Origin of the sequence: Rhodovulum sp. DZ06, from assembly GCF_050586345.1 — a bacterium.
Lineage (GTDB): Bacteria > Pseudomonadota > Alphaproteobacteria > Rhodobacterales > Rhodobacteraceae > JBOCEF01.
The window spans coordinates 12,472-29,908 of the sequence record NZ_JBOCEF010000018.1 but is presented as its reverse complement, the minus strand read 5'-3'; the positions used below and the strand labels follow the sequence as shown (position 1 = coordinate 29,908).

Genomic DNA, 17,437 nt, shown 5'->3' with positions numbered 1-17,437 from the left:
GAGGCCCGGGGCGCCCGCCCCCCTCAGCCGAAGCGGGCGCGGGTGGCGTTGGCGAAGGCGACGAGCGAGAGCATCACCGGCACCTCGACCAGCACGCCGACCACGGTGGCCAGCGCCGCGCCCGATTGCAGCCCGAACAGCGAGATGGCGACGGCCACGGCCAGCTCGAAGAAGTTCGAGGTGCCGATCAGCGCGCAGGGCGCGGCCACCCGGTGCGGGACCTTCAGCGCCCAGGCCGCGGCATAGGCCAGCGCGAAGATGCCATAGCTCTGCACCAGGATCGGGACCGCGATCAGGCCGATCACCCCCGGCCGCTCCAGGATCACCTCGCCCTGCAGGGCGAAGAGGATGGCGACGGTGGCGATCAGCCCGCCGACCGAGGCGGGCTTGATCCGGGCGCGGAACGCGTCGATCCGGGCCGGGTCGCGCAGGCGGCGGCGGGTCCAGACCCCGGCGGCCAGCGGCGCGGCGACGAAGAGCAGGACCGAGAGCAGCAGCGTCTCCCACGGCACGGCGATGTCGGTGACGCCGAGCAGGAAGGCGACGATCGGCGCGAAGGCGAACACCATCACCACGTCGTTCACCGAGACCTGCAGCAGGGTGTAGGCCTCGTCGCCCCGGGTCAGCTGCGACCACACGAAGACCATCGCGGTGCAGGGCGCGGCGCCCAGAAGGATCAGCCCGGCGATGTATTGCTGCGCGTCCCCGGGGGCGATGAAATCGGCGAACAGGCCTTCGAAGAACAGCACGGCGAGGGCGGCCATGGTGAAGGGCTTGATCAGCCAGTTGACGACCAGCGTCACCGCCAGTCCCCTGGGGGCCTTCAGCGCGCCGGTCAGGGCCGCGGGCTCCACCCCCACCATCATCGGGTAGACCATGGCCCAGATCAGCGCGGCCACCACCAGGTTGACGCGGGCGATCTCGGCGGCGGCGACCAGCTCGACCAGTCCCGGCGCGGCGGCGCCGATGGCGATCCCGAGGGCCATGGCCAGCGCGACCCAGATCGACAGGTATTTCTCGAACACGCCCATGGCGGCTCTCCTTGTTCAGCGGCGCGGCGCGTTCCCCCCCCGGGGGCGTCAGGCCGGAAGGGATGCGCCGCGCGCGATGCGGTCGACGGCGGCCTGGGCGGCGATGCGGTCCAGCGCCCCGAGGGGCAGGGCGGCGAAGGCGCGGATGCGCTCGGCCAGCGCGGCATAGGCGCGCTCGAAGGCGTCGGCGCGCGCGGCCGCGTCCGCCGCGGCCAGGGCCGGGTCGGGAACGCCCCAGTGCCCGGCGATGGGGCGCCCGTCCCAGGCCGGGCAATCGGCGTTGGCGGCGCGGTCGCAGATGGTGAAGACGAAGTCGAGCGCCGGGGCGCCGGGGCCGCGGAAGGCGGCGAGCGGGCGCGGGCGCAGCCCGGCGGGGTCATGCCCGCGCGCCCGCAGGGTCGAGAGCGCCGCGGGGTGGGGCGCGGCGGCGGGGCGCAGGCCGGCGGCGTGGGCCTCGAACCGGTCGCCGGCGGCGTCGCGCAGCAGCGCCTGCGCGATCAGCGCCCGGTCCGCGGCGCCCGAGCCGATGAACAGCACCGAGAGCCTGCGCCCCTGCGCCGCCGCGGCGGCCGGGCCGGGCGGGCAGGCGTCGGGGGCCGCGTCCGTGGCGGGGACCTTGGCCGCCTCCGTCCCCGCGCCCGGGGCGAAGGCGGGCGCGCAGAGCTCGGGCCGCCCGCGGCAGCAATCGCCCAGCAGGTGGTCGAAGGTCGCCTGCACCGCCGCCATCGCCACCGCGTAGCGCAGCGACGCGCCCTGCCGTTCCCGCTCCAGCAGCCCCGCCTGCACGAGGGTCGAGAGATAGGCCGACAGCGTGCTGCCCGGCAGGCCGAGCGCGGCGGCGATCTCGCCCGCGGGCACGCGGTCGGGATAACGGCGCATCAGCAGCCGGAAGATGTCGAGCCGCTGCGGGTGGCCGAGGGCGGCGAGGCGGTCGGGGATGCCGGATTCCATATTTCCAGAATATACGAAGAAGCGCGGTCAGCCATGGGAAATGCCGTCATCTTCCCGTCATTCTTCGCCCCCCCTCCGCGAAAGAAGGGGGAGCGCCCGCGCGCCCCCCCTTCCTCTCGGTCCTGCCGGGCCCGCCGCGGCGGGCGCCCGGCCTCACTCGGCGGCGGTCTGCGCCGGGGTCCAGGCGAATTTCTGCATCACCGGATCCACCGGCGTCTGCGCGAAGTGGTTGGTGTAGTTCGACATCACCTTCTGCGCGAGGCCGAGGATCACCTCGAGCACGTTGCGGGTGGTGAAGCCCGCCGCCAGGAACGCCTCGGTATCCGCCCCGGACACGAAGCCGTCCTGGCGCATGACCTTCAGCGTGAAGTCCCGCAGCGCCTCGAGCTTCGCGGTCGGCAGCGGGGTTTCGTTGCGCAGCGCCTCGGTCACCGCGTCATCCACCTTCATCGCCTTCGCGATCCCGGTATGGGCCGGGACGCAGTAATGGCAGCGGTTCTCGACATTGATGGTCTGCCAGACGACCGTCTTCTCCTCGTCCGTGAACGAGGTCGCGAGGAACAGCGCGTGCAGCGCCTGGTAGCCCTCGTAGGCCTCGGGGGATTCGGCCAGCACCGCGTGCAGGCCCGGCAGCCGCCCGAACGCGGCCTTCGACTTCGCGATCAGCGGCTTGGAGCCCTCGGGGGCGGTGTCTTCGGTATGGGCGGTGAACTGGACCATCGGGGGCCTCCTTCGGTTTCGGATCGGCGGAGGGGTCCGCCGCGCCCCCCGAGAGCTAGGCGCGTTTGAGCGATTGCTCAATGCTGGACTTGAGTGATCGCTCAAACGTGTTCGGCGCCGCGGGACAAACCCGGGCGCGGGGGATAGATTGCGACGGATGACGAGAGCGAAACCCTATGACCGCGAGGCGGCGCTGGACGCCGCGCTGGCGCTGTTCTGGCGCAAGGGCTGGCACGCGACCTCGCTCAAGGACCTGGAGGCGGCGCTGGCGATGAAGCCGGGCAGCATCTACGCGGCGTTCAAGAGCAAGGAGGCGCTGTTCCTGGCCGCGCTGGACCGGTATCGCGACCGCAGCCGGGCGCGGCTGGCGGCGCGGATGGCGGGGGCGGACACGGTGCTGGGGGGGCTCGCGGACCACCTGCGCGGCTTCGGCGCGGCCGGTGGGGAGGGGGCCGCGGAGCCGCCGATGTGCATGATCGTCAAGACGATGCTGGAGACGCAAGCCGGCGACGGCGCGGTGGCCGAGCGGGCGCGGGACTATTACGACGCCATGCGCGCCGCCTTCGCCGAACGGTTCCGCGAGGCGCAGGCGGCGGGGGAATTGCCGGGGGATGCGGACCCGGAGCTGCTGGCCCGCCGCTACCAGGGCGAGATCACGGCGCTCAGGCTCGAGGCCCATCGCGGGGCGGCGCCCGACGCGCGCGCCGCGATGGCCGAGGCGATGGCGGCCGAGGTCGAGGGCCTGGGCCGGGCGCCCGCGTAAGCGCGGGGGGCGGGGCCGGGAGGACGGGGGCGCGTCAGGCCGGGCGGCCCGGCGCCTCGCCGCCGCAATAGAGCGCCTGCAGGGCTTCGAGCACCGCCGCCGCCTCGGGCGAGGCGAGGCCGTAATGCACCCGCGGCCCGTCGCGTCGGGCGGTGACCAGCCCGTCGGCCCGCAGCCGCGCCAGGTGCTGGGACAGCGCCGACTGGCTGAGCGCCAGGCGGGCGGTCAGCGCCGACACGGTCTTCTCGCCCCCCGCCAGGTGGCAGAGGATCATCAGCCGCCCGTCATGCCCCATCAGCCGCATCAGCCGCGCCGCCCGGCCCGCCGCCGCCTCCATCGCGCCGGGAGAGATGTCGGCGGAGACGGGGGCGGGGGTCGTGTCGGGAGCGGGGGTCGTGTCGGGGGCGGGGGGCGTGTCGGGGGCGGGGGTCGTGTCGGGCGCGGCGTCGGCGTCCGGCCTGTCAGTCAAACGCCGGCCCCGGGCGCACCTGCAGTTTCTTGAGGATGATCGCCAGCGGGCAGAACCCGGTGAAGGCGGACTGCAGCAGGTTCAGCCCGACGAAGGCCGACAGCGCGTAGCCCCAGGGGGTCGCCAGCGTGCCCAGCGCAAGGCCCGCCAGCACCACGACGCCCGCGAAGGCCAGCACGATCCGGTCGATGTTCATGGGAGAATCTCCTGTTCCATGAGCGATTGCTAATTTAGCATATGCTCATATATAAGAAATGCCATACGTAAATGGGAGTCCGCCATGTCACGTTTTCTCGAGGGCCCCGCCCGCGCCGCAGCGCTGGCGCTCGGGCTGGCCATCGCCGCCCCCGACGCCGCCCCCGCCGCGGCCGAGACGGTGCGCCTGACCGAGGTCGCCGACTGGCGCCCCGTCTTCGGCCAGGTGGAGAGCGTGAAGCGCGCCGCCGCCCGCACCCGCATCGCCGGAACGCTGACCATGCTCACGGTCTCCGAGGGCGACGCGGTGGCGACCGGCCAGCGGATCGCGCTGGTCGAGGACCCGAAGATCGCGCTGGAGCTCGCCGCCCTCGACGCCGCGGTGCGCGCGCTCGAGGCGCAGCTGGCGCAGGCGCGGATCGACCTGGACCGCGCCGAGCAGCTGCGCGAGCGGGGGGCGGTCCCGACCGCAGCCCTCGACCAGGCGCGCACGCAGCTGGAGTTCGTCACGCAAACCATCGCCGCGCGGAAGGCCGAGCGCGCCGCCCTCGCCGCCCGCGCGGACGAGGGCGCGGTGCTGGCCCCCGAGGCGGGGCGGGTGATCGCGGCGCCCATGGTGCAGGGCATGGCGGTGCAGCCCGGCGAGGTCGTGGCCGAGATCGCGGCCGAGGATTTCGTGCTGCGCGCCCGCCTGCCCGAACGCCATGCCGCGTTCCTCGCCGTCGGGGACGGGGTGCGGATCACCGCCCGCGGGATGCTGACCGGGGGCGAGAGCCGCGAGGGCCGCATCGCCAAGGTCTATCCCGCGCTCGAGGCCGGGCGCGTGGTGGTGGACATCGCGGCCGAGGGGCTGGGGGATTACTTCGTGGGCGAGCGGGTGCGCCTCGACGTCGCCACCGGGCGGCGCCCGGCCATCGTCGCGCGCGCCGAGTGCCTGGAACGCCGCCACGGCGTCACCTTCGCGCGGCTCGGCAGCGGCGCCGAGGTGGTGGTGCAGCCCGGGGTTCCGGTGGATGGCGGGGTCGAGATCCTCGCCGGTCTGAAGCCGGGCGACGCCCTGCAGTGCGGGAGCTGATCCGATGTCCGATCCCACGGGAGGCCCCCGCCGCGACATTCCCCTCGGCATCGCCGGGGGCATCGCCCGCGCCTTCATCAACTCGCCCATCGCGCCGCTGCTGCTGCTCGCCGCCTTCGCGCTCGGGGCCGCCGCGCTGTCGCTGCTGCCGCGAGAGGAAGAGCCGCAGATCTCCGCCCCCATGGTCGACGTCTTCGTCGCCGCCGACGGGCTGGCCGCGGATGACGCGGTGGAGCTGGTGACCAAGCCGCTGGAGCGGCTGCTGCGCCGCCTGCCGGATGTCGAACACGTCTATACCCAGACGCTCGACGACCGGGTGATGGCGACGGCGCGGTTCTTCGTCGGCACCCCCGAGGACGACGCGGTGCTGCGGGTGCATACCGAGACGCGGGCCAACATGGACCAGCTTCCGGTGGGCATCCCCGAGCCGCTGATCGTCGGGCGGGGGATCAACGACGTGGCGATCCTGGTGCTGACGCTGGCCCCGCGCGAGGGGCTGGCGCCGGAGGCCGCGGCGCGCTGGAACCGCGCCAATCTCGGCGACGTCGCGGGCGCGCTGCTGGACGAGCTGGCGAAAACGCCGGACGTGGGCCGGTCCTATGTCGTCGGCGCCGCGGATCACGAGATCAGGGTGGAGCCGGACCCGGCGGCGCTGTCGCTCTATGGCGTGACGCTGGAACAGCTGGCCGAGAAGGTGCGCAACGCCAACCGCTCCGAGCTGCTGGGGCAGGTGCGGGACGGGGGCGCCTCGCGCGATCTTCTGTCGGGGCAGACGCTTGTGGGGCAGCCGGATCTCGGGCTGCTGGTGGTGACCACCCGCGACGGGCGGCCGGTCTACGTCAAGGACGTGGCGCGGATCCGCGTCGCCCCGGCGGACAGCGCCGCGCGGGCCTGGACCTTCGCGGCGGGCGAGGCGGCGCCGCGGCCCGCCGTCTCCATCGCGCTGGCCAAGCGCGAGGGGTCGAACGCCGTCGACGTGGCGGAGGAGGCGCTGGCGCGGCTGGAAAGCCTGCGCGGCGCCCTGCTGCCCGAGGACCTGTCGGTCGAGATCGCGCGCAATTACGGCGAGACGGCGCAGCGCAAGTCGGACGAGCTGCTCTCGCACCTCGTCGGGGCCACGGCGACCATCGTGGCGATCATCGTGCTGTTCATCGGCTGGAAGGAGGGGGTGGTGACGCTGGTCATCATCCCGGCGACGATCCTGCTGACCTTCGCCGCCTCCTACGCCATGGGCTTCACCATCAACCGGGTGTCGCTGTTCGCGCTGATCTTCTCGATCGGCATCCTGGTGGACGACGCCATCGTGGTGGTGGAGAACATCGCCCGCCACTGGCGGCTGGACCCGGAGGGGGACCGCGTGGACGTGGCCCTGCGCGGGGTGGCCGAGGTGGGCAACCCCACCATCATCGCCACGCTGACCATCGTCACGGCGCTGCTGCCGATGCTGTTCGTGTCGGGGCTGATGGGCCCGTACATGAGCCCCATTCCCGCCAACGCGTCCTCGGCGATGATCCTGAGCTTCTTCGTGGCGGTGATCTTCGCGCCCTGGATCCTGCTGCGGCTGGAACGGGCGCGGCCGGCGAAAGCCGGGGCGGTCGCGCCGGACGGAAGCGGGGACGGCCACGGGCAGGACGGGCGCATGGCGCGGATCTACAAGGCCGCGGCGCGTCCCATCCTGGCCTCGCGCGCGCGGTCGGGGGCGTTCCTGCTGGTCGTCGCCGCCGCCACAATCGCCGCCTGCACGCTGTTCTACACCCGCGACGTGACGGTCAAGCTGCTGCCCTTCGACGACAAGTCGGAGCTGCAGGTGGTGGTCGACCTGCCCGAGGGCGCGACGCTGGAGGACACCGAGCGCGCCCTCTTCGCCATGACCGCCGCCGTCTCGGACCTGCCCGAGCTGCGCAGCGTCCAGGCCTATGCCGGCGCCTCGGCCCCCTTCACCTTCAACGGGCTGGTGCGCCATTACTACGTCCGCGAGGGGCGCGAGCAGGGGGACCTGCAGCTCAACCTCGTGCCCGCCGAACACCGCGCGCGCCAGAGCCACGCCGTCGCGCTCGAGGTCCGCGCGCGGCTGGCGGCGGCGGACCTGCCGGAAGGGACGGCGGTGAAGGTGGTGGAGGTGCCGCCGGGGCCGCCGGTGCTCGCCACCCTGCTGGCCGAGATCTACGGGCCGGACGCCGAGACCCGCCGCGCGGTGGCGGACGAGGTGCAGGCGCTGTTCCGCTCGGTCGATTTCGTGGTCGACGTGGATGACAGCTACGGCCGTCCGCCCGAGCGGCTGCGGCTGTCGATCGACCAGGCGCGGCTCGATTTCCACGGGGTCGAGCAGCAGGCGGTCTATGACACGCTGGAGCTGCTGTTCCGCGGCCAGGTCGTCGGCTATTCCCAGCGCGGCGGCGGGACCGACCCGATCCCCATCGCGCTGCGGCTGGACGAGAGCCGCCACGTGGTGACCGAGGCGCTGCTGTCCACCCCCGTCGCCGCCCGCGGCCCGGCGGGGATCGGCGCCGGCAACGCCGAGCTGGGCGACGTGCTGGAGGTGACCACCGAGCGCGCCTCCTGGCCGGTGTTCCGCAAGAACGGCATCCCGCTGGAGATGGTGACGGCCGAGCTTGCGGGCCGGTTCGAGGCCCCGATCTACGGCATGCTGGCGGTCGAGGAGGCGGTGGCGGCCCATGACTGGGGCGATCTTCCGGCGCCGGTCATCGGCTATTACGGCCAGCCGAAGGACGAGGCCGCGCCGACCCTTCTGTGGGATGGCGAGTGGGAGGTGACCTTCGTGACCTTCCGCGACATGGGCGCGGCCTTCGGCGCGGCGCTGGTGGGGATCTATCTGCTGATCGTCGCGCAGTTCCGCAGCTTCACGCTGCCGCTGGTGATCATGACGCCGATCCCGCTGACCCTGATCGGGATCACGCTGGGGCACCTTGCGCTGGACGCGCCCTTCACCGCGACCTCGATGATCGGGTTCATCAGCCTTGCGGGGATCATCGTGCGCAACTCGATCCTGCTGGTGGATTTCATCCGGCACGAGCGGGACGCGGGGCGCCCCCTGAAAGAGGCGCTGCTGGAGGCGGGGGCGGTGCGGTTCCTGCCGATCTTCCTGACCGCGATCACGGCGATGGTCGGTGCGGCGTTCATCCTGCTCGACCCGATCTTCCAGGGGCTGGCGATCTCGCTGCTCTTCGGGCTGGCGAGCTCCACCGCGCTGACGCTGCTGGTGATCCCGGCGATCTACTGGATGATGCGCGGGGGCAGGGAGGCGCAGGGGGCCTAGAGCTCCAGCAGGCGGCGGACGAGGGCGGTCTGCGCCGCCGGGGCGGTCAGCGCTTCGGCGGCGCCGAGCACCATCTGCAGCTGCACGTCGTTCTCGATCCAGGTGGAATTGGCGGCGCGGGTGCGGGCCACGGCCTCCTCGGGGGGCAGCCCTGCATGGATCAGCTGCGCGGCGATCAGGGTGCCGGTGCGCCCCTTGCCCGCGCGGCAGTGATAGACCACGGGCCGGGCGGCGGCGATCCATTCGGCCGCCTGGTCGCAGCAGTCCCGCGCGGCGCCCGGATCGGGGGCGTGGCGGTCGGTGATCGGCAGGTGCAGGCTCTCGATCCCGTACTCGGCCATCAGCGCGGGGTCGGGGGCCCATTCCTCGGTCAGGCTGACGAGAAGGCCGGTCCCGACGCGCTGCAGCGCCTCGAGGTCCCGCTCCACCGGGCCGAGCAGCCCGGGGCGCCCGGCGCCGCCCAGCAGGCCCGGCGCGAACCAGTGAAAGCCCCGCGGCCCGCGATAGGCCGAAACGGCGTTCACCGCCGGCAACGTCATGTCGTCCATCTTCACAGCCCCGCGCAGTGCGCGCACCACAGCTCTCCGGTGCGCAGGTGGGTGCGCACCTTCTCCCCGGTCAGCACTTCCTCGCCGCAACCGTCGCAGACCATGTCGATGGGCGCCACCTCTTCCGCGTGGCCGCCGCGGTCGACCTCCCGCCCGTCGAGCCACTGGCCCCGGGGCGCGTCCTTGACGATCTCGCGCCGGAACAGCTCGTGCAGGGCCTGCCAGCGGGCGACCAGGGGGGCGGGAAGGCCGTGGGCGCGCACGACCTCGAAGAACAGCGCCTCGCGGTGGTCGAAGTTCTCGTCCGAGATGATCATCCAGTGATGGGCGTTGAACGGGCGTTCGCCGAAAAAGTCCGAGCGCCCGGTCATCAGGTCGCGCAGGAAGGCGTGCTGCTTTTCGACCAGCCGCTGCTTGGTGATCTTGTGGAAGAAGGGCGCGAGGCGCGGATCGGCCAGCGCGCGCGTGTAGAAGGCGTCGAGGATGGCGGCGAGGCCGGGGCCCTCGTCCAGCGCGGCCCAGAGCTCGGGGTCCGCGGGGACGGAGGCGATCTTCTCCGCGTCGCGCGGGGTGTAGGGCTCGGGCGCCAGGAACGGGTCGGCGTGGATGGCGGCGAGGGCGGCGCCCTGCCGGAGGGCGGCGATGCGCCCGGCCTCGACCATGTCGGGGGGACCGCAGAGATAGACCTCGGCGCCCGCAAGGTCGGCGCCGTCGAAGGCCGCCGCGGTGATGCGCCGCCGGTCCCCCTCGCGCGAGGCGGCGCGCAGGACGGAGAGGTTGGGGTGGTCGGCGGCCAGCGCGTCGGTTTCATCGGTGAGCAGTTGCGCCGCTTCGGTGCGGGCGCCGAGGGCGAGCGTCACCGGCCCGGCATGGCCGCGCCCGAGCGCGTCGCGGGCGATGCCGAAGGCCGCCCCGGCGCCGGTCCCCGCGCCGACGATCAGCAGCGGCGCGCCGGGCGCGACCTCGCCATGGAAGAAGGCGCCGTGGGGGCCGGTGAACTCGAGCGTGTCGCCCTCGGGGAGCGCTTCGCACAGCCAGGGGCTGACCGCGCCGCCGGGATAGCGGCGCACGATCAGCTCGACGAAGTAATCCTCGGGGCGGGAGAGGAGGGAGTAGGAGCGGAGGTCCCCGCCCGGCCCGCGGATGGCGATGGCCTGGCCCGCGCGCCAGTCGATCACCGTCTCGGTCTCGAGCCGCAGGAGGTACGCGTCGCCGGGCAGGGCGATGCGTTCGGCCAGCATCGCGCGGGTGAGGTAGCGGGTCATGTCCGGGCGGCGGGCGGTCAGCGCGACGGGCTCGGTGCACAGGCAGGGCAGGAAGGCGCCGCGGTCGATCATCTGCTCGGTCAGCCCGCGGCGGGCGCCCGGGCCCGGGTCGCCCGACTCGGCCTCGAGCATGCAGCACCGGCAGGCGCCGCGGCGGCATGAATGGGGCGCGTCGGCCCCGCCGCGCAGCAGGGCGGAGAGGGCGGTCTCCCCGGGGGCGAGCTCATACGCGCGGCCCTCGAAGCTGACGGCGGGGCGCGCGAGCGCCTGCGGCATGTCGTTCATCTACGCACTCTTTCTACGCGAAACTCATCCCACACGGACTGCCAGTGCGGGAGGGCGGGCGACATGATCTAGATCAAGTCTTCTTCTTGGATTCCGATTTAGGTATCGTACAGAAGTTGAATCAGTTGGGCCATGGCTCAGCTTTTTGGACGTGCTGCGCTACCTGTAAGACAAGTTGGCACGTCTCATTCGCCTTTTCGTATATTCGGGGACCTGCGTACATGACCCGTCCGCCCGCCATCGGAGCCGCTTCGGCCGCCGCCCTGGAGCATCTGCGCGCCACCGTCTCGGAGTTCGAGGCGCTCGACCTGCCCGAGGCGCAGCCGGTCTTCCACCGGATCCTGGAACAGGCCGGGCAGGCGTCGCTGCGGATCTCGGTCGTCGGGCAGGTGAAGGCGGGCAAGAGCTCGCTCATCAACGCGATGACCGGGCTCGAAGACTTCCTGCCGACCGAGGTCAATCCCTGGACGGCCGTCATCACCAACCTGCATTTCGGCAAGCCGGGGCGCACGCACCTGTCGGGCGAGTTCGAGTTCTTCTCGGAACAGGAATGGGCGCGGATGCTGGAGGGCGGCTCGGAAAGCCGCAAGCTGGCGGAGCGGTACCTGCCGGGGTTCCAGTCCGAGGTGCTGGCCCGCCAGATCGTCGAGATGCAGGACAAGGCCCGCGCCCGGCTGGGCGAGATGTACCGCCTGCTGCTGGGCAAGACCCACAGGTTCAACACCGTCACCCCGGAGGTGCTGGAACGCTACGTCTCCGCCGGGCACGTGCGGCGCGACGCGGTGGACGGCGCCGGGGCGGGGCGGTTCTCGGGCATCTGCAAGAGCGCGGAGATCCATCTCGATCCCGGGCCGTTCCAGGTGCCGACGACGATCTCGGACACGCCCGGCATCAACGACCCGTTCCTGGTGCGCGACGAGATCACGACCTCGAGCTTCCGGCTGGCGGACATCTTCGTGGTGACCCTTTCGGCCCACCAGGTGCTGAACCCGGCCGACATCGCGCTCCTGAAGATGCTCTCGCACCACCAGCGGCAGACGGTGATCGTGTTCGTCAACCGGATCGACGAGCTGGACGACCCGGCGGCGGATGCGCCGCGGCTGCTGGCGTCGCTGTCGGGGCGGCTGACGCAGGAGATCGGCCAGCATGGCGACATCCTGCTGGCGGGCAGCGCCCACTGGGCGCATGTCGCGGTGGCGGGCACGGACGCCGAGGTGGCCGCGGCGGTCGCCGACCCGGTCTGCGCCGCCTATGCGCGGATGATGGGCGTCGCGGACATGGGCGATGCGCGGGAGATGCTGCTCGAGGTTTCGGGCCTCGCCGCGCTGGCGCGCGAGCTGACGCGGCTCGGCCATGACGGCAAGACCGCGGACGTGGTGGCCGAGGCGGTGTCGGACGGGCTCGGGGGGCTCGAGTTCCTGCGCCAGGCGATGCAGGAGAAGCTGGCCGCCGACGAGGCCGCGCTGCAGGCGGGCGACGCGGCGGGGCTGGCCGAGGCGGAGACGGCGCGCATCGCGGCGCGGCTGTCGGAGCTGGCGGCGCTGACGCGCAGCCTCGCCGGGGCCGCGAAGGAATGCCGGGTGCGCCTGCGCGAGGCCTGCGCCCAGACCTCGGACGGGGTGATGCGCGCCATCGGCATCGCGCTCGACGGGTTCATCGAGGAGCAGACCGCGGGCTTCCGCGCCGCGCTGGCCGCCGACGGCGCCGGGTCGGCGTGGAAATTCGACACGCTCGCCCTGCAGGAAAAGGCCCGCACCCACGTGCTGGAGAGCTACCGCGCCGGGCGGCACGAGCTGGACCGGCTGCTGGAGAGCTATGCGCGCGACCTCGACGACACGCTCTCGGCCTCGGTCGGGGGGCTGCCGGTGAACCGGATCCTGCAGGGGCTGCCGAACGGGGACGTCCTGCCCGGCTTCGCGCCGCGGTCCAACCTGGTGGAGGTGGAGCTGGGCGCCGCGCGCGGCTGGAAGTTCTGGAAAAGCCGCCGGATCCCCGAGGACGAGGCGGTGGCGCGCATCGCCGAGGTGATCCGGGCCGAGATGCAGCCCGCCCTGGGGGCGCTGGAAGGCGGCGTGGAAGAGGCGCTGGCGGCGCGCAACGCCGCCGCGACCGACCGGCTTTATGCGCTGCTCGACCATGCCAAGTGGTTGATCGAGGCCGAGATCGACGAGCTGGAGCGCGACGGCAGCTTCGTGTCCGGCGGGCTCGACGACGCCGCGATGGCCCGGTTGGTGGAGGAGCGCGCGCGCCGGGCCGAGCGGCTGCGCGAGCGGATTTCCCTGATCGAGAGCGCCTGCATCGGGCTGGCGCGCACGCTGCCCGAACCCGCCCTGCCGGAACCCGCGCCCGAGCGCGCGGGCCACGGCGTCTGATCCCAGAGGGCCGCCATGATGCTCAAGCCGTCCGCCTCTCCGCTGCACCGCGCCGAGCCGGTGCTGTCGCGCGCGCCCGGGGGCCCCGCGCGGCCCTTCACCATCGTGGTGGCGGGGGAGTTCAACGCCGGGAAATCCTCGGTCATCGACCTGCTGCTGGACCGGCCCGTGCTGCCGCGCAGCGCCGAGGACACGCATCTTCCGCCCGTCACCCTGCGCCGGGCCGAGACCGAGGGCGCGCGGGCGCTGGCCGGGGGCGTGGTGCTGGCCGAGGGCGACGCGGCCGAGATCTTCGCCGCACCGCCGCCGGGGGCCGACGCGATCGAGGTCGACCTGGTGTCGGATCTCGAGCCCGGGGTGGTGCTGCGCGAGGTGTCGATCACCCTCGATCAGCCCGATTTCGACGCGCGGCTGGCGCTGATCGCCGATGCCGACGCGCTGGTCTGGTGCACCATGGCCCAGCGGGCCTGGACGCTGACCGAGAGCACGGTGATGGAGGGGCTGCCCCCGGGCGACGGGCGCACGGCGATCCTCGCCGTCACGCGCCAGGACCTGCTGCCCGACCAGGCGGCGATGGAACGGGTGCTGGAGCGGCTGGAGACGGTGGCCGCCGACAATTTCGCCTATTTCGTGATGGTCGACAGCAGCCGCGAGACGCTGGCCGCCGGGTCCGCGGCGCGGGCGGCCTCGGGCGGGGACGACCTGCGCCGGGCCATCGACGCGGTGCGCAATCCGCCCGCGCCGCGCGCCGCGGGGCAGGGGGCGGCGGAACCCGCGGCCCCCGCGAAGGCCGCCGCGAAGGCCCCGGCAGCCTCGCGCGCGTCGGAACCGGCGCTGACCCGCCGGGCGCCTGCCGCGCCCCCGTCGGGATCGGCGTCGGGCGCCGGGTCTGCCACCGCCGCCGGGCGCGCCCACCCGCCGCTGACCCGCGCCCCGGCGCCGCGCCCCCCCGCGCTGCGCCTGCGCCAGATGCTCGACCGGCTGGTGGTGGAGATGGAGCGCGGCGGCCTGGCCGGCGCGGACGCCGCCCCGGCGCAGGCCGAGGCGCTCGCGGCCTGCCTCTCGGGCTTTCTCGAGGAGCTGGACGCGCGCTGGGACCTGCCCGCGGCGGTGCGCGGCCTCGTTTCCCCCTACCGGGCCGCGCTGGCCGCGCAGGCGCCCGGCGCCGCCGCGGCGCTGGCCGAAATTTCGCTGCAGATGGAAGAAGACCTGACATCCGCCGCGAGACAGGCGCGTTGATCGCACGTCGACGCCGTCTTGACCCCCCTCATAGTGCAAGCTTTTACAAGGGAAGCGTACCCATGTCACTTGACGACACCATCAGCGACGCCATGAAGAACATCCCGGAATGCGTCGCCGGGGCCTATGTCGATATGACCACCGGCATGATTCTGTCGGTGAAGACCCTCGATTCGCATCCGCAGGAAATTCTCGACATGGTCGCCGCGGCGACCGCCGACATGTTCCAGGGCGCGACGGTCACGCATATCGAAGACGCCTTCAAGCGGTCCCGCGGCAACAACGCCAACGACGCGCATTATTTCCAGGAGTTCCTCGTGTTCTCCGACAACCTTCTGCACGTTTTCATGCGCACCAAGAAGTACCAGGACCACGTGGTCTGCTTCGTCTGCCGCAAGAGCGCGAACGTGGGCATGGTCCTGGCCAAGTCCCGCATGGCGCTCGACAAGGTGACCGACGCGGTCTGACCCGCGTCCCGGCCGCGCGTCCCCCGCGCGGCCGGGATGCTTTCAAGGGAGGCGGCCACGTGTTCACGACGTTGCGCCAGATGCTTCGCCCCCGCAAGCGCGGGGGCTCGGACTGGTCGATCCCGGGCGATGCGCCCGCGCGGCTGGAGCGGATCGCGGCCGAGCTGCGCGGCTCGTACGCCGCCCGGCGGATCCTGCTGTCGGGCCCGGACGGCGACATGGAACTGATCGCGGCCGGCGGGATGCTGTACGGCGCCCAGGTCCGGCTGCCGGGCGCGGACCCGGTGGAGGTCGATTGCACCGCGGGGCCGGTTCCCGCACCCGATGCATTCCGCGACGCCCTCGCCGCCCTGCTGGCCGGGGCGCCGATGGAGGTCCGGTACCAGGCGCTGGAGGCCGCGCCCGAGGGGCCGGGCGCCGCGCCCGGGATGCTGGCCGACATCCTGGCCGACGGGCTTGCGCCCGCGCCGCTGGAGCTGGTGGAGGCGCCCTCGTCGGAGCCGGAGCCGGAGCCGGAGCTGGAGCCGGAGCCCGAGCCCGGCGCCATGTCCGCGCCGGAGCCGGTCGTCCTGCCGGACCCTGCGCCCGGGGCGGCGCCCGACCGGATGGCAGAGGCGGCGCCCGACCCGATGCCCGAGGCCGCGCCTGCGCCCGACCCGGCGCCGCGGCCCGAACCCGCCGCGGCCTCCGCGCCCGCGCCTGGCGCCGAACCCGCCGCGCCGCCCGAACCCGCCGCGCCGCCCGCGCCGGGCCGCCCGGGGCGGTTCGCGCGCCGCCTGTCCGCCGACGGGACCCGCGTGCTGCGCCACCCGCCCGAATTCGGGGCCGGGATGCTGCCGCCCGACGCGCTGCCGGGGCTGCTCGCCTTCCGCGCCGCCCTCGCCGACGCGCTGGGGCGGGAAATGCTCGTCGTGCTCTCGCCCGGCGGGGTCTCGGACGCCGCCCTCTTCGCCGCGCTGGACGAGACCGGCGCCGAGGTGGCGGAGCTTCCGGGCGCGCGTCTCGGCCTCGTCGTCAAGGCCTGGGACAGGGCCGCGGATCCGGACGCATGAGGGACGAGGTCTTCACCGGCGCGGCCCCCGCTTCGGGCGCCGCCGAGGCCGTCCTCTCGGTCCGCGGCTTCAACGTGCGCGCGGGCGACAAGCGGATCCTCGAGGGGCTCGACCTCGACCTGCCGCGCGGCGCGCTGCTGGGGCTGATGGGGCCGATGGGCTGCGGCAAGTCCACCCTGATCAAGTGCCTTGCGCAGACCATCCCGCCGGGGCTGGAGCTGTCCTGGGAGCGGCTGCGCTACGTCGCCCCGCAGAACGACCGCCGGGGCCGGCCGCTCTTCATCGCGCAGAAGGTGCGCGAGGCGGCGACGGACCCGGCGGCCTCGCACGCGCAGGCGCTGGCGCGGATCGAGGAGATCGCCCGCGTCGCCGGCGGCTCGGACGCGGTGCTGTGCATCGACGAGCCGACGGCGGGGCTTGCGGCCGCCGACGGGGCGCTGGTGATGCAGGCCCTGCGCGCCCGCAGCGCCGTGGGCGCGGTGATCGTGGTGTCGCACAACGCGGCCGAGGTGGCGGCGCATTGCACCCATGCCGCGCTCTGCGCCGGGGGGCGGATCCTGGCGCAGCTGCCCGCGGCGGCGTTCTTCGGCCCCGGCGCGGGGCCCGAGGTGACCCATTTCCTGCGCACCGGCGGGCTGCCGCTGGCCGGGCCCGGGACCCCCACGGGCCACCTTGCGCCCGAGCTGCGCCCGTCGCCCGAGGGGTTCGACACCTCGCCCGCCCGCCCCGGCGCGGCGCTGGCCTGGATCCTGCCGGACCGCTTCGCGCTGGCCGCGGGGACGGGCGAGGGCGCGGGCGGGCGCGGGGCCACGGCGGGGATGCACCTTCTGTCGCTCGGCCCCGACGGCGCGGCGCTGGCGGACCCGGCGGGCGCGTCGGCGCCCATGCCCTGGCCCGAGGCGGCCCGCCCGGCGGATGGCGGCGCGGCGCCGGTGCTGGCGCTGTGCCGCCGGATCGAGGCGATCCTGGCCGCGGGCGGGCGCATCGCGCTGGTCCCCGGCGGCGCGCCCGAGGGGGCCGCGGCGATCCTCGGCGGCTTCCTGGTGCTCTGCGGCTTCGGCCCGGACGAGGCGGCGCGCATCGCCCGCCGGAAGATGCCGGGCCTGTTCTTCGGCATGCGGCTGGAGCAGCTGTTCTGGGACATCGACCTCGAGCTGTCGATGGACGGCGGCGGCGGTTGACATCGCCCGCCCCGGGGCGGCCTCCTTGGGCGGAACGCGCCGCAGGGAGGACATGCATGGCCCGGCTTCTCGTCGTCTACCATTCGAAGACCGGCGGCAGCCGCCAGATGGCCGAGGCCGCCGCCGAGGCCGCGGGCGCGGAGGTGGAGACGGTCCTGAAGACCGCCGCCGAGGCGGGGCCGGAGGATCTGCTGGCCGCGGACGGGTACCTGTTCTGCGCGCCCGAGAACCTCGCCGCCATCGCCGGGGTGATGAAGGATTTCTTCGACCGCAGCTATTACCCCGTGCTGGGGCGGATCGAGGGGCGGCCCTACGCCCAGATGGTCTGCGCCGGGTCGGACGGGGAGAACGCGGCGCGGCAGGCCGCCCGCATCGCCGCCGGCTGGCGGCTGCGCGAGGTGCAGCCGGCGCTGATCGTCTGCACCCATGCGCAGACGCCGGAGGCGATCCTGGCCGAGAAGGTGATCCCGGAAGCGGACCTGTCGCGGTGCCGCGAGCTGGGGGCCGCGCTGGGCGCCGGCCTCGCCATGGGGGCGTTCTGAGGGGG

16 protein-coding genes are annotated in these 17,437 nt (G+C 73.7%); 9 read left to right on the top strand and 7 right to left on the bottom strand.

All coding sequences use genetic code 11. The features are described from left to right. Window positions 1-23 precede the first annotated feature (23 nt). From arsB to ACQ5SO_RS10055, 3 genes are all read right to left on the bottom strand, one after another. The gene (gene arsB / locus ACQ5SO_RS10065; RefSeq protein ID WP_430941467.1) at window positions 24-1,031 is read right to left on the bottom strand and encodes an ACR3 family arsenite efflux transporter; all 1,008 of its coding nucleotides are present in this window, start codon (window positions 1,029-1,031) and stop codon (window positions 24-26) included. A 48-nt stretch (window positions 1,032-1,079) separates the two neighbouring features. Continuing rightward, the gene (locus tag ACQ5SO_RS10060) at window positions 1,080-1,982 is read right to left on the bottom strand and encodes a helix-turn-helix domain-containing protein (protein ID WP_430941466.1); all 903 of its coding nucleotides are present in this window, start codon (window positions 1,980-1,982) and stop codon (window positions 1,080-1,082) included. A gap of 153 nt (window positions 1,983-2,135) precedes the next feature. Next, the gene (locus tag ACQ5SO_RS10055) at window positions 2,136-2,702 is read right to left on the bottom strand and encodes a carboxymuconolactone decarboxylase family protein (RefSeq protein WP_430941465.1); all 567 of its coding nucleotides are present in this window, start codon (window positions 2,700-2,702) and stop codon (window positions 2,136-2,138) included. Between the two features lie 157 nt (window positions 2,703-2,859). Here ACQ5SO_RS10055 and ACQ5SO_RS10050 point away from each other — a divergent pair, with 157 nt between their 5' ends. Continuing rightward, a complete protein-coding gene (locus tag ACQ5SO_RS10050; protein ID WP_430941464.1) occupies window positions 2,860-3,465 on the top strand; it encodes a TetR/AcrR family transcriptional regulator in 606 nt (201 codons plus the stop codon). Between the two features lie 34 nt (window positions 3,466-3,499). Here ACQ5SO_RS10050 and ACQ5SO_RS10045 read toward each other — a convergent pair whose 3' ends face one another. Together ACQ5SO_RS10045 and ACQ5SO_RS10040 are read right to left on the bottom strand one after the other, a co-directional pair. Further along, window positions 3,500-3,934: an ArsR/SmtB family transcription factor gene (locus tag ACQ5SO_RS10045; protein WP_430941463.1), complete on the bottom strand. Its 435-nt coding sequence runs from the start codon at window positions 3,932-3,934 to the stop codon at window positions 3,500-3,502. Then, on the bottom strand, window positions 3,927-4,130 hold the full coding sequence (locus ACQ5SO_RS10040; RefSeq protein WP_430941462.1) for a YgaP family membrane protein: 204 nt from the start codon (window positions 4,128-4,130) through the stop codon (window positions 3,927-3,929). The genes ACQ5SO_RS10045 and ACQ5SO_RS10040 overlap by 8 nt, the downstream gene beginning before the upstream one ends. A gap of 84 nt (window positions 4,131-4,214) precedes the next feature. Between ACQ5SO_RS10040 and ACQ5SO_RS10035 the strand changes: the two genes are divergently transcribed. Then, window positions 4,215-5,204, top strand: coding sequence for an efflux RND transporter periplasmic adaptor subunit (locus ACQ5SO_RS10035; RefSeq protein WP_430941461.1), 990 nt, complete (start codon window positions 4,215-4,217; stop codon window positions 5,202-5,204). Between the two features lie 4 nt (window positions 5,205-5,208). Next, a complete protein-coding gene (locus ACQ5SO_RS10030; protein ID WP_430941460.1) occupies window positions 5,209-8,481 on the top strand; it encodes an efflux RND transporter permease subunit in 3,273 nt (1,090 codons plus the stop codon). On the opposite strand, the gene ACQ5SO_RS10025 is transcribed toward ACQ5SO_RS10030, so the two are convergent. Together ACQ5SO_RS10025 and ACQ5SO_RS10020 are read right to left on the bottom strand one after the other, a co-directional pair. Beyond that, a complete protein-coding gene (locus ACQ5SO_RS10025; RefSeq protein WP_430941459.1) occupies window positions 8,478-9,056 on the bottom strand; it encodes a protein-tyrosine phosphatase family protein in 579 nt (192 codons plus the stop codon). The genes ACQ5SO_RS10030 and ACQ5SO_RS10025 overlap by 4 nt on opposite strands. Next, window positions 9,032-10,579 carry an FAD-binding oxidoreductase gene (locus ACQ5SO_RS10020; protein ID WP_430941458.1) on the bottom strand — a complete coding sequence of 516 codons (1,548 nt, stop codon included), beginning with the start codon at window positions 10,577-10,579 and terminating at the stop codon, window positions 9,032-9,034. The genes ACQ5SO_RS10025 and ACQ5SO_RS10020 overlap by 25 nt, the downstream gene beginning before the upstream one ends. Before the next feature lie 221 nt (window positions 10,580-10,800). On the opposite strand from ACQ5SO_RS10020, the gene ACQ5SO_RS10015 reads away from it, so the two are divergent. The 6 genes from ACQ5SO_RS10015 to ACQ5SO_RS09990 all read left to right on the top strand — a co-directional run bounded on the left by ACQ5SO_RS10015 (window position 10,801) and on the right by ACQ5SO_RS09990 (window position 17,432). Further along, window positions 10,801-12,951: a dynamin family protein gene (locus tag ACQ5SO_RS10015; protein ID WP_430941457.1), complete on the top strand. Its 2,151-nt coding sequence runs from the start codon at window positions 10,801-10,803 to the stop codon at window positions 12,949-12,951. 15 nt (window positions 12,952-12,966) lie between these two features. After that, a complete protein-coding gene (locus ACQ5SO_RS10010; RefSeq protein WP_430941456.1) occupies window positions 12,967-14,190 on the top strand; it encodes a dynamin family protein in 1,224 nt (407 codons plus the stop codon). A 62-nt stretch (window positions 14,191-14,252) separates the two neighbouring features. After that, window positions 14,253-14,657, top strand: coding sequence for a hypothetical protein (locus ACQ5SO_RS10005; RefSeq protein ID WP_430941455.1), 405 nt, complete (start codon window positions 14,253-14,255; stop codon window positions 14,655-14,657). A gap of 59 nt (window positions 14,658-14,716) precedes the next feature. After that, window positions 14,717-15,709 (top strand): hypothetical protein, encoded by a 993-nt coding sequence (locus ACQ5SO_RS10000; protein WP_430941454.1) that lies wholly within the window; start codon window positions 14,717-14,719, stop codon window positions 15,707-15,709. Further along, window positions 15,706-16,890, top strand: coding sequence for an ABC transporter ATP-binding protein (locus ACQ5SO_RS09995; RefSeq protein ID WP_430941453.1), 1,185 nt, complete (start codon window positions 15,706-15,708; stop codon window positions 16,888-16,890). The genes ACQ5SO_RS10000 and ACQ5SO_RS09995 overlap by 4 nt, the downstream gene beginning before the upstream one ends. A gap of 56 nt (window positions 16,891-16,946) precedes the next feature. Then, complete coding sequence (locus ACQ5SO_RS09990; protein ID WP_430941452.1) at window positions 16,947-17,432, top strand: flavodoxin family protein; 486 nt, start codon at window positions 16,947-16,949, stop codon at window positions 17,430-17,432. Window positions 17,433-17,437 lie beyond the last annotated feature (5 nt).